The following is an 18,895-nucleotide window of genomic DNA, read 5'->3' on the forward strand; positions in this document are numbered from 1 at the left end:
AAAGATAGCCCGGTATTATACAGCCTCGGCCCCTCCCCCCGCAGGTGTAAATCCGGGCAAGTTTGCCCGAAACGCATGCCTCCCTCCGTGCAACGTTGCCAGGGCGGCAAGTCCGGGGTATCGTAGTGGCATCATTCGCGGCAGGATCCGCGGTAACATCGGGCGCTGGGACAGGACGACGACGATGCAAGACAACACGCAACAGAATAGCCAACTGCATAGCCAGCTGACGGTGCTGGTGGTCGACCCGAATCCCGGGATCCGCGCCAACCTGCAGAACATGCTCAACCAGTCGGGGGTCTCGCGCATCGAGTCCGCCGTCAACGCCAGCACGGCCGTCAAGCAGCTCGCGCGCAAGGGATACGACATCATCCTGTGCGAGTACGATCTCGGCGGCACGGGCGCCGGCGCCGGCCAGGACGGCCAGCAGCTGCTGGAAGACCTGCGCCACCACGGGCTGATCCCGCCCTGGGCCATCTTCATCATGCTGACGTCGGAAGCGGCCTACGGCAAGGTGGTCAGCGCGGCCGAGCTCACGCCCACCGACTACGTGCTCAAGCCCTTCACGGCCGGGGTGCTCAACGAGCGCATCCGCCGCGCGCTGGCGCGCCGCGCCGCCCTGCTGCCGGTCCACCAGCTGGCGGCGGCGGGCCAGGTGCGCGAGGCGATCCGCGCCTGCGCCGACGGCGCCGCGGCCCAGCCGCGCTACGCCCAGGACTTCGTCCGCCTGCGCGCCGAACTGCACGTGTCGATCCGCGAATACGCCCAGGCCGAGGCGCTGTACCTGCAGGTGCTGGCCGCCCATCCGCTGGGCTGGGCCCGGCTCGGCCTGGCGCGCGCGCTGCGCGCCCAGGGCCGCGTCGACGACGCGGTGGCGCGCCTGCAGGAGCTGGTGGCCGACAACCCGCGCCTGATGGCGGCCTACGACCTGCTGGCGCGCTGCCTGGAGGAGCGCGGCGACGCCGCCGCGGCCCAGAAGACGCTGGAAGACGCCGTCGCCATCTCGCCGTACATGGTGCGGCGCCTGCGCAAGCTGGGCGAGATCGCCCTGGAAACCGGCGACGCGGCCGCCGCCGAGCGTTCGCTGCGCCAGGTGGTGCAGCGCTCGCGCTATTCCGAGTTCCGCAATCCCGAGGACCACGTGCGCCTGGTCGAGGCGCTGGTGCGCAAGGGCGATCCGGCCGGCGCCGCCAACGTGGTGCGCGACCTCGAGCGCTCGCTGCGCGGCACGCCGGCGGCCGACGCCTGCATCGCCATCGCCGCCTCGCTGCTGCAGGATGCCGCCGGCAACCGCGGCGGCGCCGTGCAGGAACTCCGGTCGGCGCTGGGCGCGATGCGCGCCGGCGGCGAGCTGTCCTCGTCCATGCGCATCAGCCTCGCGCAATCGCTGGTCGAGCACCGGCTCGACCAGGAGGCGTCCGACGTCATGATGGGCGCGCTGGGCGGTGCCGGTGCCGCGAGCGGCGACGGCGGCGTGTCGGCCGCGCAGGCGCTGGACGTGTTCGTCAGGGCGGGCCGGCAGGACCTGGCCGACGGCATGGGCAAGCAGTTGCGCGCCCAGGCCCAGATCCTGCTCGGCGTGGCCGACGAGAAGCGCAACATGGGCGACGTGCGCGGCGCGGTGCAGACGCTGCTGGACGCGCTGCGCATGGCGCCGAACAACCTGCAGGTGATGATCGCGGTCGCCGGCGGCGTGCTGCGCCAGATCATGGAGATGGGCTGGGACGAGGCGCTGGCGACGCTGTCTGCCGAACAGCTGGACCACATCCGCACGCTCGATCCGGCGCACCCGCGCCTGCAGGCGCTCGATGCGGAGTTCGCGGCGGCCAAGCGCAAGTACGGGATCTCGACGTAGGGGCGTACCCGGCAGGGGTCGGCGCCCGGCAGGGGTCGGAGCCCGGCAGGGGTCGGAGCCCGGCAAGGGTCGGAGCCCGGCAAGGGTCGGAGCCCGGTGTCGCGGGTGGGCTCCGACCCCGGTTTGCCGCCTGCGGCTTCGACGACCTGCCTGGCTGTGCGAACATCGGGGTCGGAGCCCAACCGGGTGAACCGGGCTCCGACCCCTAGGGGCCCTACTCCCTCCCGTACCCGCCCCCGCCCGGCGTCTCGATCACGAACATGTCGCCCGCCGCCATCTCGACCTTGCCGATGTGGCCCAGCTCCTCGACGCTGCCATCCGCGCGCACGACCAGGTTGCGCCCGGCCGCGCCCGGCGCGCCGCCGGCCATGCCGAACGGCCCGTGGAGGCGGTTGTTCGACAGGATCGCCGCCGTCATCGGTTCCAGGAAGCGCAGCTTGCGCACGCCGCCGTTGCCCCCGCGCCAGCGGCCGGCGCCGCCCGAACCGGGGCGGATCGCATAGCTTTCCAGCCGCACCGGGAAGCGGAACTCCAGGATTTCCGGATCGGTCAGGCGCGAGTTCGTCATATTGGTCTGGACGACGTCGGTTCCGTCGTGGCCCTCGCCCGCGCCCGAGCCGCCGGAGATCGTCTCGTAGTACTGGTGGCGCGCGTTGCCGAACGTGAAGTTGTTCATGGTGCCCTGGCTGGCCGCCATCGTGCCGAGCGCGCCGTACAGCGCATTGGTGATGCAGGTCGAGGTCTCGACGTTGCCCGACACCACCGAGGCCGGATAGTCGGGATTGAGCATCGACCCCGGCGGGATGATCACGCGCAGGGGCTTGAGGCACCCGGCGTTGAGCGGGATATCGTCGTCCACCAGCGTGCGGAACACGTACAGCACCGCCGCCATGCACACGGCCGACGGCGCATTGAAATTGTTCGGCAGCTGGGCGGACGTGCCGGTGAAGTCGATCTCGGCGCTGCGCGCGGCGCGGTCGACGCGGATCGCCACCTCGATGCGCGCGCCGTTGTCGAGCCGCTCGACGAAGTGCCCGTCCTGCAGCGCGCCGATCACGCGGCGCACGGCTTCCTCGGCATTGTCCTGCACGTGCCCCATGTAGGCGCGCACGACGTCCAGGCCGAAGTGATCGACCATCCGGTGCAGCTCCTCGATGCCCTTCTGGTTGGCCGCCACCTGGGCGCGCAGGTCGGCCAGGTTCTGGTCCGGATTGCGCGCCGGCCAGCGTCCCGCGCCCAGCAGCGCGCGCGCCTCGGCCTCGCGCAGCACGCCGTCGGCGCCGTCGACCAGCTTGAAGTTGTCGATCAGGACGCCCTCCTGCGCGATGTGGGCCGAGTCCGGCGGCATCGATCCCGGCGTGGTGCCGCCGATGTCGGCGTGGTGGCCGCGCGAGCCCACGTAGAACAGGATCTCGGCGCCGGCCGCGTCGAACACCGGCGAGATCACCGTGACGTCCGGCAGGTGCGTGCCGCCGTGGTAGGGGTCGTTCAGCACGACCACGTCGCCGGCCCGCAAGCGGCCGGCGTTCGCCCGCATCACGCTCTTGATGCTCTCGCCCATCGAGCCCAGGTGCACCGGCATGTGCGGGGCGTTGGCCACCAGGTTGCCGGCGGCGTCGAAGATGGCGCAGCTGAAGTCCAGGCGCTCCTTGATGTTGACCGAGTAGGCCGTGTTCTGCAGGCGCAGTCCCATCTGCTCGGCGGCCGACATGAACAGGTTGTTGAACACCTCCAGCATCACCGGATCGACGCGGGTGCCGATCGCATGGCGCACCGGCAGCGCCAGCACGCGGCGCAGCACCAAGTGGCCGTGCGCAGTCACCGTCGCCTGCCAGCCCGGCTCCACCACCGTGGTCGCATTCGCCTCGGCGACGATGGCCGGCCCGTCCAGCACGTGGCCCGGCCCGATGTCGGCGCGGCGGTACACGGCCGTGTCGCGCCAGGCTCCGTCGCAGTACATCGGCACGGTCTCGCACGCACGCGCGGCGTCCGTGCGCGGCGCAGCGGCGGGTGGCTCGGACGGTGCCTCGGCGCGGCCCAGGGCCTCCACCGACAGCGCTTCGACCACCAGCGCCTTGCCCGGCATGAGGAAGGAAAAGCGGCGGCGGTAGGCCTGCTCGAACTGCGCCCGCATGGCGTCGTGGGTGTCGAAGGCCACGACCAGTGCCGAATCGGTGCCCTCGTAGCGCAGGTGCGCGCGGCGCAGCACCTCGATGCGCGCCGGCGCCACGCCCTGCGCCAGCAGCTGGGCGCGCGCGGCCTCGGCCAGTGCGTCGAGCTCCGCGGCCAGTTCGGCGCCGGACGCCTGCTCCAGGCGCCGCTCGACCGCCTTCTCGCGCAGCGCGCCCTGGTCGGCCAGGCCCATGCCGTAGGCCGACAACACGCCGGCCAGCGCGTGGACGAACACCGTCTTCATGCCGAGCGCGTCGGCCACCAGGCAGGCGTGCTGGCCGCCGGCGCCGCCGAAGCTGGTCAGCGCATAGTCGGTGACGTCGTGGCCACGCTGCACCGAGATCTGCTTGATCGCATTGGCCATATTGCCCACGGCGATGCGCAGGAAGCCGTCGGCGACCGCCTCCGGGGCGGGCGCCGCGGCCGCTTCGGTGGCGCCGGTGCCGGTGGCGGCGCCGATGCGCGCGGCCAGGGCTGCGAAGCCGGCGCGCACGGCGTCGGCGTCGAGCGGCTCGTCGCCGTCCGGACCGAACAGCCGCGGGAAGTGGCGCGGCTGGATCTTGCCGAGCATGACGTTGCAGTCGGTGACCGTCAGCGGGCCGCCGCGGCGGTAGCTGGCCGGGCCCGGGCTGGCGCCGGCGCTGTCCGGGCCGACGCGGTAGCGGCTGCCGTCGAAATGCAGGATCGACCCGCCGCCGGCCGCCACCGTGTGGATGCTCATCATCGGCGCGCGCATGCGCACGCCCGCCACCTGGGTCTCGAAGGCGCGTTCGAACTCGCCGGCGAAGTGCGACACGTCGGTGGAGGTGCCGCCCATGTCGAAGCCGATCACGCGCTCGAAGCCGGCCAGGCGGCTGGCGCGCACCATGCCGACGATGCCGCCGGCGGGGCCGGACAGGATGCTGTCCTTGCCCTGGAAGGCATGGGCGTCGGCGAGTGCGCCGCTGGACTGCATGAACTGCAGGTGCACGCCCGGCAGGTCGCGCGCCACCTGGTCGACGTAGCGGCGCAGGATCGGCGACAGGTAGGCGTCGACCACCGTCGTGTCGCCGCGCGCCACCAGCTTCATCAGCGGACTGACTTCGTGCGACACCGACACCTGGGTGAAGCCGATCGCGCGGGCGATGCGCGCCGTCGCCGCCTCGTGCGCAGGGTGGCGGTAGCCGTGCATGAACACGATGGCCAGCGCGCGCAGGCCGGCGTCGTACGCCGCCTGCAGGTGGCGCCGCACGCCGGCCTCGTCCAGCGGCACGACCACGTCGCCGTGGGCGCCCATGCGCTCGTCCACCTCGATCGTGCGCGCGTACAGCAGTTCCGGCAGCACGATGTGGCGGGCGAACAGGCGCGGCCGGTTCTGGTAGGCGATGCGCAGCGCGTCGCCGAAGCCGCGGGTGATCGCCAACCCCGTCGGCTCGCCCTTGCGTTCCAGCAGCGCGTTGGTCGCCACCGTCGTGCCCATCTTGACGGCCTCGATGGCGCCGGCGGGGAGCGCCGCGCCCTCGGCCAGCCCGAGCAGGTGGCGGATGCCGGCCACGGCGGCGTCGCGGTACCGCTCCGGATGCTCCGACAGGAGCTTGTGGGTCACGAGTGCGCCGTCGGGGCGGCGCGCCACGATGTCGGTGAAGGTGCCGCCGCGGTCGATCCAGAACTGCCAATCCATGCGTATCCCATCCAGAAGTGAGGCAAGAAGCGTATTCTAGTCGTGCGGCGCGAAAAATTTGCGAGAATGACCGGTCCGGCGCGCGCCCCCTTCGGAGTCACCATGGATACCCTGCTCTATACCGTCGCCCAGGTCCGCGCCATCGAGCGGGCGGCGGCGGGCCGGCTCGAACCCGGCGAATTGATGCGGCGCGCCGGCGAAGCGGCGTCGGCCTATGCGCTGGAACTGCTCGGCGGCCTGCCCACCGGCATCGTGCTGGTGCTGGCCGGTCCCGGCAACAACGGCGGCGACGCGCTCGAGGTCGCCGCCAACCTGGCCAACCTCGGCGCCCGGGTGGAGGTCGTGCACCTGCCCGGCGCCGCCCCGTCGTTCGAGACGCAGCGCGCGCTGGCGCGGGCCCAGGCCAGCCGCGCGCGCTTCGTGCCGGCTTTCACGGCCGGGCGCCAGCACTGCCTCGTCGTCGACGGCCTGTTCGGCATCGGCCTGGCACGCCCGCTGGCGGGCCGGGCCCGCGCGCTGGCCGGCCAAGTGTCGGGCATGGCCTGCGCGGTGCTGGCGCTGGACGTGCCCAGCGGCCTGGACGCCGACACCGGCGCCGTCGTCGGCCCGGATGGCGTCGCCGTGCGCGCCACGCACACGATCACCTTCCTGGGCAACAAGCCGGGCCTGCACACCGGCGACGGCTGCGACCATGCCGGCCGCGTGCACGTCGACCGCCTCGGCACCGAGGGATTGCACGACGAGACCGCGCAGGCGCGCCTGAACGGCACGCCGCTGTTCGGCCCGCTGCTGGCGCCGCGCCGGCGCAATACGCACAAGGGCAGCTTCGGCGACGTGGCCGTGCTGGGCGGCGCGCGCGGCATGGCCGGCGCGGCGATGCTGGCCACGCGCGCGGCGCTCTTCGCCGGCGCCGGGCGCGTGTTCGCGGCGGCGCTGGAGCCGGGCCTGGGCGTCGATCCGCTGCAGCCGGAGATCATGGTGCGCGACGCCGCCGGCTTCGCCTTCGCCGGCCGCACGGTGGTGGCCGGGCCCGGCCTGGGCGACTCCTCGGTGGCCGCCGGCCTGCTGGCCAGGGTCATCGACACGGACGGTCCGCTGCTGCTCGACGCCGACGCGCTGAACCTGGCCGCCGCCAGCGCCGACCTGCAGCAGCGCGTGCGCGGGCGCGCCGGCCCGGTCGTCGTCACGCCGCACCCGCTGGAGGCGGCGCGCCTGCTGGGCGTCACCGCCGCCATCGTGCAGGCCGACCGCCTCGAGCATGCGCGCGAGCTGGCCGCGCGGCTGGACGCGGTGGTGATCCTGAAGGGGGCCGGCAGCGTGGTCGCGCGGCCGGATGGCGAGGTGGCGCTCAATACCACCGGCAATCCGGGCCTGGCGAGCGGCGGCACCGGCGACGTGCTGGCCGGCCTGTGCGGCGCCCTGCTCGCCCAGGGCTGGCCCGCATGGGAAGCCGCGCTGGGCGGCGCCTGGCTGCACGGCGCCGCGGCCGACCGGCTGGTGGACGGCGGCATCGGCCCGATCGGGCTGACGGCGGGCGAGCTGCCGCGGGCGATCCGCGCGGAACTGAACGCGCTGGCGCAGCAGCGCGCGTCCTGAGCGCCGTGGGTGGGCGCGTGGCCGGCCTGGCTGGCGGCCGGCGTCGCGGCTAGCCCGGCACGCCGTGGCGGTCGACCAGGCGGCCGGCCGCGATGGTGAGCGTGCGGCCGCAGCGCGCCGCCATCGCCGGATCGTGCGTGACCAGCACGAGGGTCGAGCCGCGTTCGCGGTTCAGTTCGAACATCAGCTGCGTGACGGCCTCGCCGGTGGCGGCGTCGAGGCTGCCGGTCGGCTCGTCGGCGAACAGCAGCGGCGGCTCGGTGACGAAGGCGCGCGCCAGCGCCACGCGCTGCTGCTCGCCGCCGGACAGGTACTTGGGATAGTGATGCAGGCGGCCGGACAGCCCCACCCGGCCCAGCATCGCCTGCGCCTTGGCGCGCGCCTCGCCGTCGCCGCGCAGTTCGAGCGGCAGCATCACGTTTTCCAGCGCGCTCAGGTGCGCCAGCAGCTGGAACGACTGGAACACGAAGCCCAGCTTGGCCTTGCGGAAGGCGGCGCGGCCATCCTCGTCGAGGGCGAAGATGTCGGTGCCGTCCAGCAGCACCTTGCCGGTCGACGGCGTGTCCAGGCCGGCCAGCAGGCCGAGCAGCGTCGACTTGCCGGAGCCGGAGGCGCCGACGAGGGCGAGCGTCTCGGCCGGTTGCACGGTAAAATCCACCTCGTGCAGGATGGTGAGTTCGCCGCTGGCGTCCGCCACCCGCTTCGACAGGCCGATCACGTCGATCGCCGGCCTGCGACCGCCCGCCGCGGTCGATTCGTCTTTGGAAGCCTCGGGATTATCACGCATGCTGAATCGTTTCAAGTTCAAGAAGTGGGCGTTCGCGGCCGTTGCGCTGTACGCGCTCGCCGCCGCCGGAAGTGCCTATTCTGCACCAAAAACCGTACTGGTGGTGGGCGACAGCCTGTCGGCCGAATACGGCATCGCCCGCGGCAGCGGCTGGGTGGCCCTGCTGGAGCAGCGCCTGAAGGCGCAGAAGATCGACGCCCGCGTCGTCAACGCCAGCATCAGCGGCGAGACCACCAGCGGCGGCCGCACCCGCCTGCCGGCCCTGCTGCAGCAGCACAAGCCCAGCGTCGTCGTGCTCGAACTGGGCGCCAACGATGGCCTGCGCGGCCTGCCGGTGGCCGCGGCCCAGGACAACCTGCGCACGATGATCGGCCTGGCGCAGCAGAACAAGGCCCGCGTGCTGCTGGTCGGCATGCAGATGCCGCCCAACTACGGCCGCGCCTACACCGAGCGCTTTGCCGGCATGTACCGGCAGCTGGCGACGCAGTCGAAGGTCGCCCTCGTCCCCTTCATGCTGGACGGCGTGGCCCAGGACATGAGCAATTTCCAGGCCGATCGCATGCACCCGCTGGCGAACGCCCACCCCACCATCCTCGACAACATCTGGCCGCAGCTGGCCACCCTGATCAAGCAATAATGAAATATCCTGCAGTCCTGAACTTCGAGACCATCCTGCCGACCCTCGACGACTTCGACACCATCATCGACGCGCGCAGCGAATCCGAGTTCGCACTCGACCACCTGCCCGGCGCGATCAACTGCCCGGTGCTCGACGACGCCCAGCGCATCCTGGTCGGCACCACCTACAAGCAGGTCGGCGCCTTCGAGGCCAAGAAGCTGGGCGCGCCGCTGGTCGCCGCCAATATCGCGCGCCACATCGAGACGCGCTTCGCGGACAAGCCGAAGGACTGGAAGCCGCTCGTCTACTGCTGGCGCGGCGGCAACCGCAGCGGCTCGATGGCGTTGATCTTCGCCAAGATCGGCTGGCCGGTCGTGCAGCTCGAAGGCGGCTACAAGGACTTCCGCGCCTACGTGGCGGCCGACCTGGAGCGCGCGCCGGCGCTCGACCTGCGCGTGATCTGCGGCACCACCGGCAGCGGCAAGAGCCGCCTGCTCGAGACCCTGGCGTCGATCGGCGCCCAGGTGCTCGACCTGGAGCGCCTGGCGGCGCACCGCGGCTCCGTGCTGGGCCACCTGCCGGGCGAGCCGCAGCCGTCGCAGAAGGCCTTCGAGACGGCCGTCTGGGACCGCCTGCGCCGCTTCGATCCGGCGCGGCCGGTGTTCGTGGAATCCGAGAGCAAGAAGGTCGGCAACCTGCGCGTGCCGGGCGCGCTGATGGAACGCATGCGCGCCTCGCCCTGCATCGCGCTGCAGCTGTCGCAAGCGCGGCGCGTGGCGCTGCTGGTGGAGGATTACCAGCATTTCGTGCGCGACCCGTCGGCGCTCAACGCGCAGCTGGAACACCTGGTGCAGTTGCACGGGCGCGCCCGCATCGACGCCTGGCACGCGCTGGCAACGACCGGGCGGATGGCGGAACTGGTCGACCAGCTGCTGGTGGCGCACTACGATCCGGCCTACCTGAAATCGATCGACCGCAATTTCACGCAGTACCCGCAGGCCGAGGCGCTGGAGCTGGGCGGGATCGCGCCGGAAGACTTCCTGGCGGCGGCGCGGCATTTGCATCGCGGCTGACACGATGACGCCGTAGGGTGGACGGCTATGCCGTCCACGCGTCCAGCAACGTTTGCATCGATCAGCAGGCATCACGGCGCGCCGGTGCGTCGAACGCGTGGACGGCACAGCCGTCCACCCTACGGGACTCGGGGAGCGCACCATGACCGACCACGAAAAAAAAGCCCGGCCCGCTGACGCGGCCGGGCTTTTCGCTTGGGGCGCCGGGATTACTCCGCGCGGTTGCCCAGGTCCGCCGCCTTCGCGGTCACCTTGGCCTTGGCCTTCTGCTTGAGCGCCTCGATGTAGCCGTAGGTCTCGGCGCCGCCGACGGCGCGGCCGATCTGCTCGGCTTCCTGCTTGCGGCGCGCCTGGTCCGGCTGGGCCGGCTGGGTCACCTTGGCGATGCGGTACACGCCATAGCCCTGGCCCGGCACCTCGACGCCGACGTAGGCCGGCAGCTTGCTCGTGTCGGCCTTCAGCACGGCCAGCGCGGCGGTCTCGTTGAACGGCGGCTGCTTGGTGCGCGACACGACCTTCGCCTCGCCGAAGCCGGCGACGTCGCCGCCCCTGGCGGCGGCCAGCTTGGCTTCGCCGGCCTGCCTGGCCAGGCGCAGCGCCTCTTCCTGCGCGACCGCCTGGCGGATCTGCGCGTCGACCTCGGCCAGCGGACGCTTGCTCGCCGGCTTGAACTCGACGACGCGGCCGGCCACCAGGGTGCTCGGCGCGATCTCGACGGCTTCGGTATTGCGCTTGTTCTTGATCGCGTCGCTCGAGAAGATCGCCTTCAGGAACTTGTCGTTATTCACCGGCGAGGCGCCCAGCGCCGGGTTCGGCGTGCGGGTCAGGCCGTCAGCGACCTGGATCTGGAGGCCCAGCTTGTCGGCCACCGGCTTCAGGCTGTCGGCCTGCTCGTACACGGTGTTCGAGAAGGCCTCGGCCAGCTCGGTGTACTTGGCGGACAGCTTGGTCTTCTTCAGCTCGGCCACGATCTCCGGCTTGGCTTCGTCCAGCGACTTCTGCGTGGACGGGACGATCTTGGTGACCTTGATGATGTGGTAGCCGAATTCCGAACGCACCAGGTTGCTCGTCTCGCCTTCCTTGAGCGCATAGATCGCGTCCTCGACGGGCTTGACGAACACGCCCTTCTCGACCACGCCCAGGTCGCCGCCCAGCTCGGCCGAGCCGGGATCCTGCGACTGCGCCCTGGCGACCTTCGCGAAGTCGCCCGGGTTCTTGCGCACCTCGGCCAGCGCGGCTTCGGCCTTGGCCTTGGCGGCGGCATCGTCGGCCGGCTTGGCGTCGCGCGCCACGTTGAACAGGATGTGGCTGGCGCTGCGCTTTTCCGGCGTGGTGAAGCGGGCCTTGTTCTTGTTGTAGGCGTCGGCGACCTCGGCGTCGCTCACGCTCACCTGCTTTTCCACGGCGGCCGCATCGAACACGACGTATTCGGCCTTGACGGTTTCCGGCACCTGGAAGCGCGCGCCGTTCTTCTCGTAGTAGGCCTTGACCATGTCGTCGGTGACCTTGACCTGGGCGGCGTAGGCGGCGAGCGGGAACACGATCTCCTGGACTTCGCGCTCCTGGTCGTTGATGTCGGACAGGCGGTTCGAGACGGTGCGCGGCGCGAACGCGGTCTGGCTGATCGAGCCGGCCAGCTGCTGCACGGCCATGTCGTGGCGCATGCGCGCGTCGAACATCTCCGGGGTCATGCCCTGGGCGGCCAGCGCGGCCTTGTACTGGTCCATGTCGAAGCTGCCGTCGGCCTTGCGGAAGGCCTGGATGTCCAGGATCGCCTTCTGGATCGCGGCGTCGCCCACCGTCAGGTGGCTGCGCGCGACTTCGGCGTTGATGGCGCGCTCGGCCACCAGCTGGTCGAGGATCGCCTGCTTCGATTCCGGCGTGTCGAACAGCTTCTGGTCGAACTGCGCGCCCATCATCTGGCGGGCCTGGTCGATCTGGCGGCGCTGCGCCTCTTCCCATTCCTGCTGGGTGATCTTTTTCCCGTCCACGGTCGCCACGCCATTGTCGGCGCCGCGCTCCTGGTAGCTGCTCACGCCGACGAGGACGAAGGATGGCAGGATCAGCAGCAGCAACAGGAGTTGCATGAGGCGCTGGTGCTTGCGGATAAATTCAAACATGGTCAGCCATTCAAGGTTGAAAATGCGTTATTCAAAACCCTAAAAAAAAAGGCGAACTTTCGTTCGCCTCTCTTTCAGTATCTGGCGGAGCGGACGGGGCTCGAACCCGCGACCCCCGGCGTGACAGGCCGGTATTCTAACCAACTGAACTACCGCTCCAGATTCTTGTATTTCGCAATCCGACCAATCGTCGAAACTGGCTGGCGGAGCGGACGGGGCTCGAACCCGCGACCCCCGGCGTGACAGGCCGGTATTCTAACCAACTGAACTACCGCTCCACGAAATACTGCTACTGCGCGTTGCGCCTCAGCGCAACAGAGGCATTAGTTTACTGCATCTTTCAGGGCTTTACCAGCCTTAAATTTCGGGACCTTGGCGGCCTTGATCTTGATGGCTTCCTTGGTACGCGGATCGCGGCCGGTGCGCGCGGCGCGCTCGCCCACGCTGAAGGTGCCGAAGCCGACCAGGGTCACGCTGTCGTTGTTCTTCAGGGTCGTGGTCACGGCATCGATCATCGCGTCGAGGGCGCGCGCCGCGGATGCTTTGGTCAGGTCCGCGGACTTCGCGATTTCTTCGATCAGTTCAGTTTTGTTCACTCTTTTCCCTCGTTGTGCGTTCTGGAGGCGGTCCGCCATGCTTGGGGCAAAACCGCAAGCGCGTATTAGACAAGCCGCCCACGCTTTGTGTCAAGCCGACATCCTTCTGTGCGGCAACAAGATGGCGGAATTCCCTCACCGGCCCCACAAAAACAGCGTCCCCGCGCAGGCGGGGACCCGGGGTCCGCAACGTCTCGACGACGCCGCGGATCGGGTCCCCGCCCGCGCGGGGACGCGGCAGGCTCACGCGCTCAGTGCTTGACGACGCCGCCCTGGCCTTCGGTCGCGCCCGCCGGCGCCACCGGCACCTCGGGCACCTCGGCCAGCGCCATCGGCTCGCGTTCCAGCGCCACTTCCAGCACCTTCTCGATCCAGCGCACCGGCACGATCTCGAGCTTGTTCTTGACGTTGTCCGGGATCTCGGCCAGGTCCTTCACGTTCTGCTCGGGGATCAGGACGGTCTTGATGCCGCCGCGCTGCGCCGCCAGCAGCTTTTCCTTCAGGCCGCCGATCGGCAGCACTTCGCCGCGCAGCGTGATCTCGCCCGTCATGGCGACGTCGGCACGGACCGGGATGCCGGTGAACACCGACACCAGCGCCGTCGTCAGGCCGATGCCGGCGGACGGACCGTCCTTCGGCGTGGCGCCTTCCGGAAGGTGGATGTGGATGTCGGTCTTCTCGAACACCTCGTTCTTGATGCCCAGGCGCTGGGCACGCGAACGCACCACGGTGCGCGCCGCCTCGATCGACTCCTTCATCACGTCGCCCAGCGTGCCGGTACGGATGACGGCGCCCTTGCCCGGCACCTGCACGGCCTCGATGGTCAGCAGGTCGCCGCCCACCTCGGTCCACGCCAGGCCCGCCACCTGGCCGACCTGGTTCTGCTTCTCGGCCACGCCGAAGTCGTAGCGGCGCACGCCCAGGAACTTGTCCAGGTTCTTGGCCGACACGATCACGCGCTTGTTGTCCTTCTTCAGCAGCAGCATCTTGACGACCTTGCGGCAGATCTTCGAGATCTCGCGCTCGAGCGAACGCACGCCGGCTTCGCGGGTGTAGTAGCGGATGATGTCGCGGATCGCGCCCTCTTCCACCTTGATCTCGTCTTCCCGCAGGCCGTTCGCCTTGATCTGCTTCGGCAGCAGGTAGCGCTGCGCGATGCTGGTCTTCTCGTCCTCGGTATAGCCCGACAGGCGGATCACTTCCATCCGGTCCAGCAGGGCCGGCGGGATGTTGAACGAGTTCGACGTCGCCACGAACATCACGTCCGACAGGTCGAAGTCGACTTCGACGTAGTGGTCGCTGAACGTGTGGTTCTGCGCCGGGTCCAGCACCTCGAGCAGGGCCGAGGACGGATCGCCGCGGAAGTCCGCGCCCATCTTGTCGATCTCGTCGAGCAGGAACAGGGGATTGCGCACGCCGACCTTGGTCAGCGACTGCAGCACCTTGCCCGGCATCGAGCCGATGTAGGTGCGGCGGTGGCCGCGGATCTCGGCTTCGTCACGCACGCCGCCCAGGGCCATGCGCACGTACTTGCGGCCGGTCGCGCGGGCGATCGACTCGCCCAGCGAGGTCTTGCCGACGCCCGGAGGACCGACGAAGCACAGGATCGGCGCCTTCAGCTTGTCGACGCGCTGCTGCACCGCGAGGTACTCGAGGATGCGTTCCTTGATCTTGTCGAGGCCGTAGTGGTCGGCTTCCAGCACCTGCTGGGCCTTTTCCAGGTCGATCGTGACCTTGGATTTCTTTTTCCACGGCAGGCCGACCAGCGTGTCGATGTAGTTGCGCACGACGGTGGCTTCGGCCGACATCGGCGACATCATCTTGAGCTTCTTGATCTCGCCCATGGCCTTCTCGAGGGCTTCCTTCGGCATCTTGGCGGCGACGACCTTCTTCTCGAGTTCCTCGATGTCGGCGCCGTCCTCGCCCTCGCCCAGTTCCTTCTGGATCGCCTTGACCTGCTCGTTCAGGTAGTACTCGCGCTGCGACTTTTCCATCTGGCGCTTGACGCGGCCGCGGATGCGCTTCTCGACCTGCAGGATGTCCAGTTCGCCTTCCAGCTGGCCGAGCAGGTGCTCCAGGCGCTTGGCGACGTTGAAGATCTCCAGGATCACCTGCTTCTGCTCGAGCTTGAGCGGCAGGTGGGCGGCCACGGTGTCGGCCAGGCGGCCGGCGTCGTCGATGCCGGCCAGCGACGCCAGGATCTCGGGCGGGATTTTCTTGTTCAGTTTGACGTACTGGTCGAACTGCTGGACGATCGCGCGGCGCATCGCCTCGACTTCGGAATCGTCGCCGATTTCCGAATTGATCGGGGACAGGTCGGCCACGAAATGGCTCGGACCGTCGGTGATCTGGTTGATACGGGCACGCTGCGCGCCCTCGACCAGCACCTTCACGGTGCCGTCGGGCAGCTTCAGCATTTGCAGGATCGTGGCCACGCAGCCGATCTCGTAGATGTCGGCGGCGGACGGCTCGTCCTTCGCGGCGGCCTTCTGGGCCGCGAGCATGATGCTCTTGCCCTGTTCCATCGCGGCTTCGAGTGCCTTGATCGATTTCGGGCGGCCGACGAACAGCGGTATCACCATATGCGGAAACACCACCACGTCGCGCAAAGGCAGGAGGGGCAGCGTCATTTGCTCGGTCAATTTAGAAGTTGTCATGGCATACCTTATAGAAAGCGTGTTGACGATGTTGGGAGCACACCCTCAAAACACAAGACCGGCCGGATAAAAATTTTCTATAAGAAAAATATAAACTTATTCCGAATGATGCCGATCCAACAAAACACGTCATTCAAATAAAAAAAGCCACATCGCAACACTGGTCGCGAGTGGCTTTTCGAATGAAGCCTGGTGCTTTTGTTGAGATTGATTGTACCGCCTCAACCCAACCTGACAAGCGCTTTGTTGTGTGTGCGCCCGGAAATTTTAATTTTCGCCCGCGGCTTTTGCCGCATCGCTGTAAATCAGCAAAGGTTTCGCGCCATTCGTGATCGTATTTTCATCGATCACGACTTTCACGACATTCTGCTGGCTCGGCAATTCGTACATCACGTCGAGCAGCGCATGTTCCAGGATCGAACGCAGGCCGCGCGCGCCGGTCTTGCGCGCCAGCGCCTTCTTGGCGATGGCGTGCAGGGCGGCCGGACGGATTTCCAGCTCGGCGCCTTCCATGTCGAGCAGCTTCGAATACTGCTTGATCAGCGCGTTCTTGGGCTCGACCAGGATCTGGATCAGCGCATCCTCGGTCAGCTCCGCCAGCGTGGCGACGACCGGCAGGCGGCCGACCAGTTCGGGGATCAGGCCGAACTTGATCAGGTCTTCCGGTTCCGCTTCCAGCAGCACGTCGGAAATCGAGCGCTGCGACTGGCTCTTGACGCTGGCGCCGAAGCCGATGCCCGATTTCTCGGAGCGGTCCTGGATCACCTTGGCCAGGCCGTCGAAGGCGCCGCCGCAGATGAACAGGATGTTCGTGGTATCGATCTGCACGAAATCCTGGTTCGGGTGCTTGCGGCCGCCCTGCGGCGGCACCGAGGCCATGGTGCCCTCGATGAGCTTGAGCAGCGCCTGCTGCACGCCTTCGCCCGAGACGTCGCGCGTGATCGACGGGTTGTCGGACTTGCGCGAGATCTTGTCGATCTCGTCGATGTAGACGATGCCGCGCTGCGCCTTCTCGACTTCGTAGTTGCAGCTCTGCAGCAGCTTCTGGATGATGTTCTCGACGTCCTCGCCCACGTAGCCGGCCTCGGTCAGCGTGGTGGCGTCGGCGATCACGAACGGGACGTTCAGCATGCGCGCCAGGGTCTGGGCCAGCAGGGTCTTGCCGGAACCGGTCGGACCCACGAGCAGGATATTGCTCTTGGTCAGCTCGACCTCGTCCTTCTTGCCCATGTGCTTCAGGCGCTTGTAGTGGTTGTACACGGCCACCGACAGGATGCGCTTGGCGGTCTGCTGGCCGATCACGTACTGGTCGAGCAGTTCGGCGATCTCGTGCGGCGTCGGCAGGTCGGACTTGGCACCCGCCACCGACTCGACATTCGAGGTCTCGTCGCGGATGATGTCATTGCACAGGTCGATACATTCGTCGCAGATGAATACCGACGGTCCCGCGATGAGCTTCTTCACCTCGTGCTGGCTCTTGCCGCAGAACGAGCAGTACAGGAGTTTTTCGCCGCTGGAGGATTTTTTGTCTGACATGGGGCAGGTTTCAGTTGAATTGCTATGAATATAACGCTAATACGAGGATGCAACAAGTGCGCGCACCAGGTGCGCACCACGCCATGCTACCCGATTTGAAAACAAAACGCCCGCAACGCTGTCGCGCCCGGGCGTCTTGAACCAACATCTGGTCGGATGCTTAGCCGCGGTTCGTCAACACCTTGTCGATCAAACCGTATTCCACGGACTCTTCCGCCGACATGAAACGGTCGCGGTCGGTATCCTTGTGGATCTGCTCGATGGTCTGCCCGGTATTGTCGGCCATGATGCGGGCCAGGCGTTCGCGCAGGTACAGGATTTCCTTGGCCTGGATCTCGATGTCCGACGCCATGCCCTGCGATCCGCCGGACGGCTGGTGGATCATGACACGCGAATTCGGCAGCGAGAAACGCTTGCCCTTGGCGCCGGCGGCCAGCAGGAACGCGCCCATCGACGCGGCCAGGCCGGTGCACAGGGTCGACACGTCCGGCTTGATGAAGTTCATGGTGTCGAAGATGGCCAGGCCGGCCGACACGGAACCGCCCGGGGAGTTGATGTACAGCGAGATGTCCTTGTCCGGATTCTCGCTTTCCAGGAACAGCATCTGGGCCACGATGAGGTTGGCCATCTGGTCGTTGACAGGACCGACCAGGAAGATCACGCGCTCCTTCAGCAGGCGCGAGTAGATGTCGTAGGCACGCTCGCCGCGACCGCTTTGCTCGATCACCATCGGCACGAGGCCGAGGGCTTGGGTATCCAATGCCGGATTACGATTCATACCTGTCATTTTCCTTTTAACAAGAGTTAACGGAACCCGGCGCCGCCCGGAAGCGGCCCGGGTCCCTGGGAAGCTTACGCTTGCGCGGTGCTGCCCATCAGTTCGTCAAAGGCGATGTCCTTGGTCGTCACCTTTGCCTTGCCCAGCACATAGTTAACGACGTTTTCTTCCAATACAAGAGCTTCGATCTCGCCCAGGCGACGACGGTCGCTGTAGTAGTACTTCAGGACTTCCTTCGGATCTTCGTAGCTCTGCGCGAAGTCTTCGATCTGGGCCTTGACCTGCTCCGAGGTGGCCTGCAGGTTGTTGTCGGCGACCAGCTGCGACAGGATCAGGCCCAGGCGCACGCGGCGCTCGGCCTTGGTGGCGAACAGGTCGGCCGGGAACGGCAGGCTCTTGACGTCCATGCCGCGCTGGGCCATGTCCTGGCGGGTCTGCTCGGCCAGGCGCTGCGAGTCCTGCTCGACCATGACCTTCGGCACGTCCATCTCGGTGTGCTTGACCAGGGCGTCCATCACGGCTTCCTTGTTGCGGGCCTTGATGCGGGCGCCGACTTCGCGCTCCAGGTTGACCTTGATGTCGTCGCGCATCTTCTCGACGCTGCCGTCTTCGATGCCCAGCGACTTGGCGAACTCGGCGTCGACTTCCGGCAGGTGCGCCCACTCCAGGTTCTTCAGGGTGATGGTGAACTCGGCGGTCTTACCGGCCACGTCCTTGCCATGGTAGTCTTCCGGGAACGGCAGCGGGAAGGTCTTGCTCTCGCCCACTTTCAGGCCGACGGTCGCGGCTTCGAATTCCGGCAGCATGCGGCCTTCGCCCAGCACGAACGCGTAGTCGTCGGCCTTGCCGCCGGCGAATTCGACGCCGTCGATGGTGCCGACGAAGTCGACGGTCACGCGGTCGCCGTTGGCGGCCACGGCTTCGCCGCCGTCGCCGTGCTCGCCCGCCTCACCCTTGGTGTGGTAGTGGACGCGCTGCTTGCGCAGGATGTCGATGGTCTTGTCGATCTCGGCGTCCGACACGTCGGTCTTGACGGTCTCGACTTCGATGCCTTCCAGGGCCGGCAGCGCGACTTCCGGGTACACTTCGAAGGTGGCGTCGAAGGCCAGCATGCCCTCTTCCGCTTCCTGCTTCGGTTCGATTTTCGGCATGCCGGCCACGCGCAGCTGCGCTTCGTTGGCGGCATCGTTGAACGCCTGGCCGACCTTGTCGTTCAGGACGTCGGATTCGATCTGGTAGCCGTACTGGGCGGCGACCATCTTCAGCGGCACCTTGCCCGGACGGAAGCCCGGAGCGCGTGCGGTCTTGGCCTGCTTCTTGAGGCGCTTTTCAACTTCCGTACGAACGTCGCTCAGCGGAAAAGAGATCGTCAAGCGACGCTCGAGTTTACCCAGGTTTTCGACTGCAGTTGCCATTGTAAAAATCGTCCAAAAAAATAATTATTCG

At 68.0% G+C, this 18,895-nt stretch carries 12 protein-coding genes and 2 tRNA genes; 4 read left to right on the forward strand and 10 right to left on the reverse strand.

Annotation, left to right across the window (positions count from 1 at the left end; all coding sequences use genetic code 11):
- Nucleotides 1–184: 184 nt before the first annotated feature.
- Complete coding sequence (locus QZ749_RS18370; RefSeq protein ID WP_296949677.1) at nt 185–1,855, forward strand: tetratricopeptide repeat-containing response regulator; 1,671 nt, start codon at nt 185–187, stop codon at nt 1,853–1,855.
- 214 nt (nt 1,856–2,069) lie between these two features.
- Here the strand turns inward: QZ749_RS18370 and QZ749_RS18375 are convergent, their stop codons facing one another.
- Complete coding sequence (locus tag QZ749_RS18375) at nt 2,070–5,687, reverse strand: hydantoinase B/oxoprolinase family protein (protein WP_296949679.1); 3,618 nt, start codon at nt 5,685–5,687, stop codon at nt 2,070–2,072.
- 102 nt (nt 5,688–5,789) lie between these two features.
- Here QZ749_RS18375 and QZ749_RS18380 point away from each other — a divergent pair, with 102 nt between their 5' ends.
- The gene (locus QZ749_RS18380; protein ID WP_296949681.1) at nt 5,790–7,283 is read left to right on the forward strand and encodes an NAD(P)H-hydrate dehydratase; all 1,494 of its coding nucleotides are present in this window, start codon (nt 5,790–5,792) and stop codon (nt 7,281–7,283) included.
- 49 nt (nt 7,284–7,332) lie between these two features.
- On the opposite strand, the gene QZ749_RS18385 is transcribed toward QZ749_RS18380, so the two are convergent.
- Nucleotides 7,333–8,070: an ABC transporter ATP-binding protein gene (locus QZ749_RS18385; RefSeq protein ID WP_296949682.1), complete on the reverse strand. Its 738-nt coding sequence runs from the start codon at nt 8,068–8,070 to the stop codon at nt 7,333–7,335.
- Between QZ749_RS18385 and QZ749_RS18390 the strand changes: the two genes are divergently transcribed.
- A complete protein-coding gene (locus tag QZ749_RS18390; RefSeq protein ID WP_296949684.1) occupies nt 8,069–8,707 on the forward strand; it encodes an arylesterase in 639 nt (212 codons plus the stop codon). The genes QZ749_RS18385 and QZ749_RS18390 overlap by 2 nt on opposite strands.
- On the forward strand, nt 8,707–9,762 hold the full coding sequence (mnmH, locus tag QZ749_RS18395; protein WP_296949686.1) for a tRNA 2-selenouridine(34) synthase MnmH: 1,056 nt from the start codon (nt 8,707–8,709) through the stop codon (nt 9,760–9,762). Before QZ749_RS18390 ends, mnmH begins: the two co-directional genes overlap by 1 nt.
- Before the next feature lie 209 nt (nt 9,763–9,971).
- On the opposite strand, the gene QZ749_RS18400 is transcribed toward mnmH, so the two are convergent.
- From QZ749_RS18400 to tig, 8 genes are all read right to left on the reverse strand, one after another.
- Entirely contained in the window at nt 9,972–11,882 is a 1,911-nt protein-coding gene (locus QZ749_RS18400) for a SurA N-terminal domain-containing protein (protein WP_296949687.1), read from the reverse strand.
- 82 nt (nt 11,883–11,964) lie between these two features.
- Nucleotides 11,965–12,041 (reverse strand) — tRNA-Asp (locus tag QZ749_RS18405).
- Between the two features lie 42 nt (nt 12,042–12,083).
- Nucleotides 12,084–12,160, reverse strand: a tRNA-Asp gene (locus QZ749_RS18410).
- A gap of 45 nt (nt 12,161–12,205) precedes the next feature.
- On the reverse strand, nt 12,206–12,517 hold the full coding sequence (locus tag QZ749_RS18415) for an HU family DNA-binding protein (RefSeq protein ID WP_296949688.1): 312 nt from the start codon (nt 12,515–12,517) through the stop codon (nt 12,206–12,208).
- Between the two features lie 212 nt (nt 12,518–12,729).
- Nucleotides 12,730–15,135 (reverse strand): endopeptidase La, encoded by a 2,406-nt coding sequence (lon, locus tag QZ749_RS18420; RefSeq protein WP_296949690.1) that lies wholly within the window; start codon nt 15,133–15,135, stop codon nt 12,730–12,732.
- Between the two features lie 267 nt (nt 15,136–15,402).
- Nucleotides 15,403–16,671, reverse strand: coding sequence for an ATP-dependent Clp protease ATP-binding subunit ClpX (gene clpX / locus QZ749_RS18425; RefSeq protein ID WP_296949692.1), 1,269 nt, complete (start codon nt 16,669–16,671; stop codon nt 15,403–15,405).
- 160 nt (nt 16,672–16,831) lie between these two features.
- Nucleotides 16,832–17,449 (reverse strand): ATP-dependent Clp endopeptidase proteolytic subunit ClpP, encoded by a 618-nt coding sequence (gene clpP, locus QZ749_RS18430; protein ID WP_373896836.1) that lies wholly within the window; start codon nt 17,447–17,449, stop codon nt 16,832–16,834.
- A gap of 74 nt (nt 17,450–17,523) precedes the next feature.
- Nucleotides 17,524–18,864: a trigger factor gene (gene tig, locus QZ749_RS18435; protein WP_296949695.1), complete on the reverse strand. Its 1,341-nt coding sequence runs from the start codon at nt 18,862–18,864 to the stop codon at nt 17,524–17,526.
- Between the last annotated feature and the right edge of the window lie 31 nt (nt 18,865–18,895).

Source organism: uncultured Massilia sp. (assembly GCF_913773735.1).
In the GTDB taxonomy this organism is placed as follows: Bacteria; Pseudomonadota; Gammaproteobacteria; order Burkholderiales; family Burkholderiaceae_D; genus Telluria.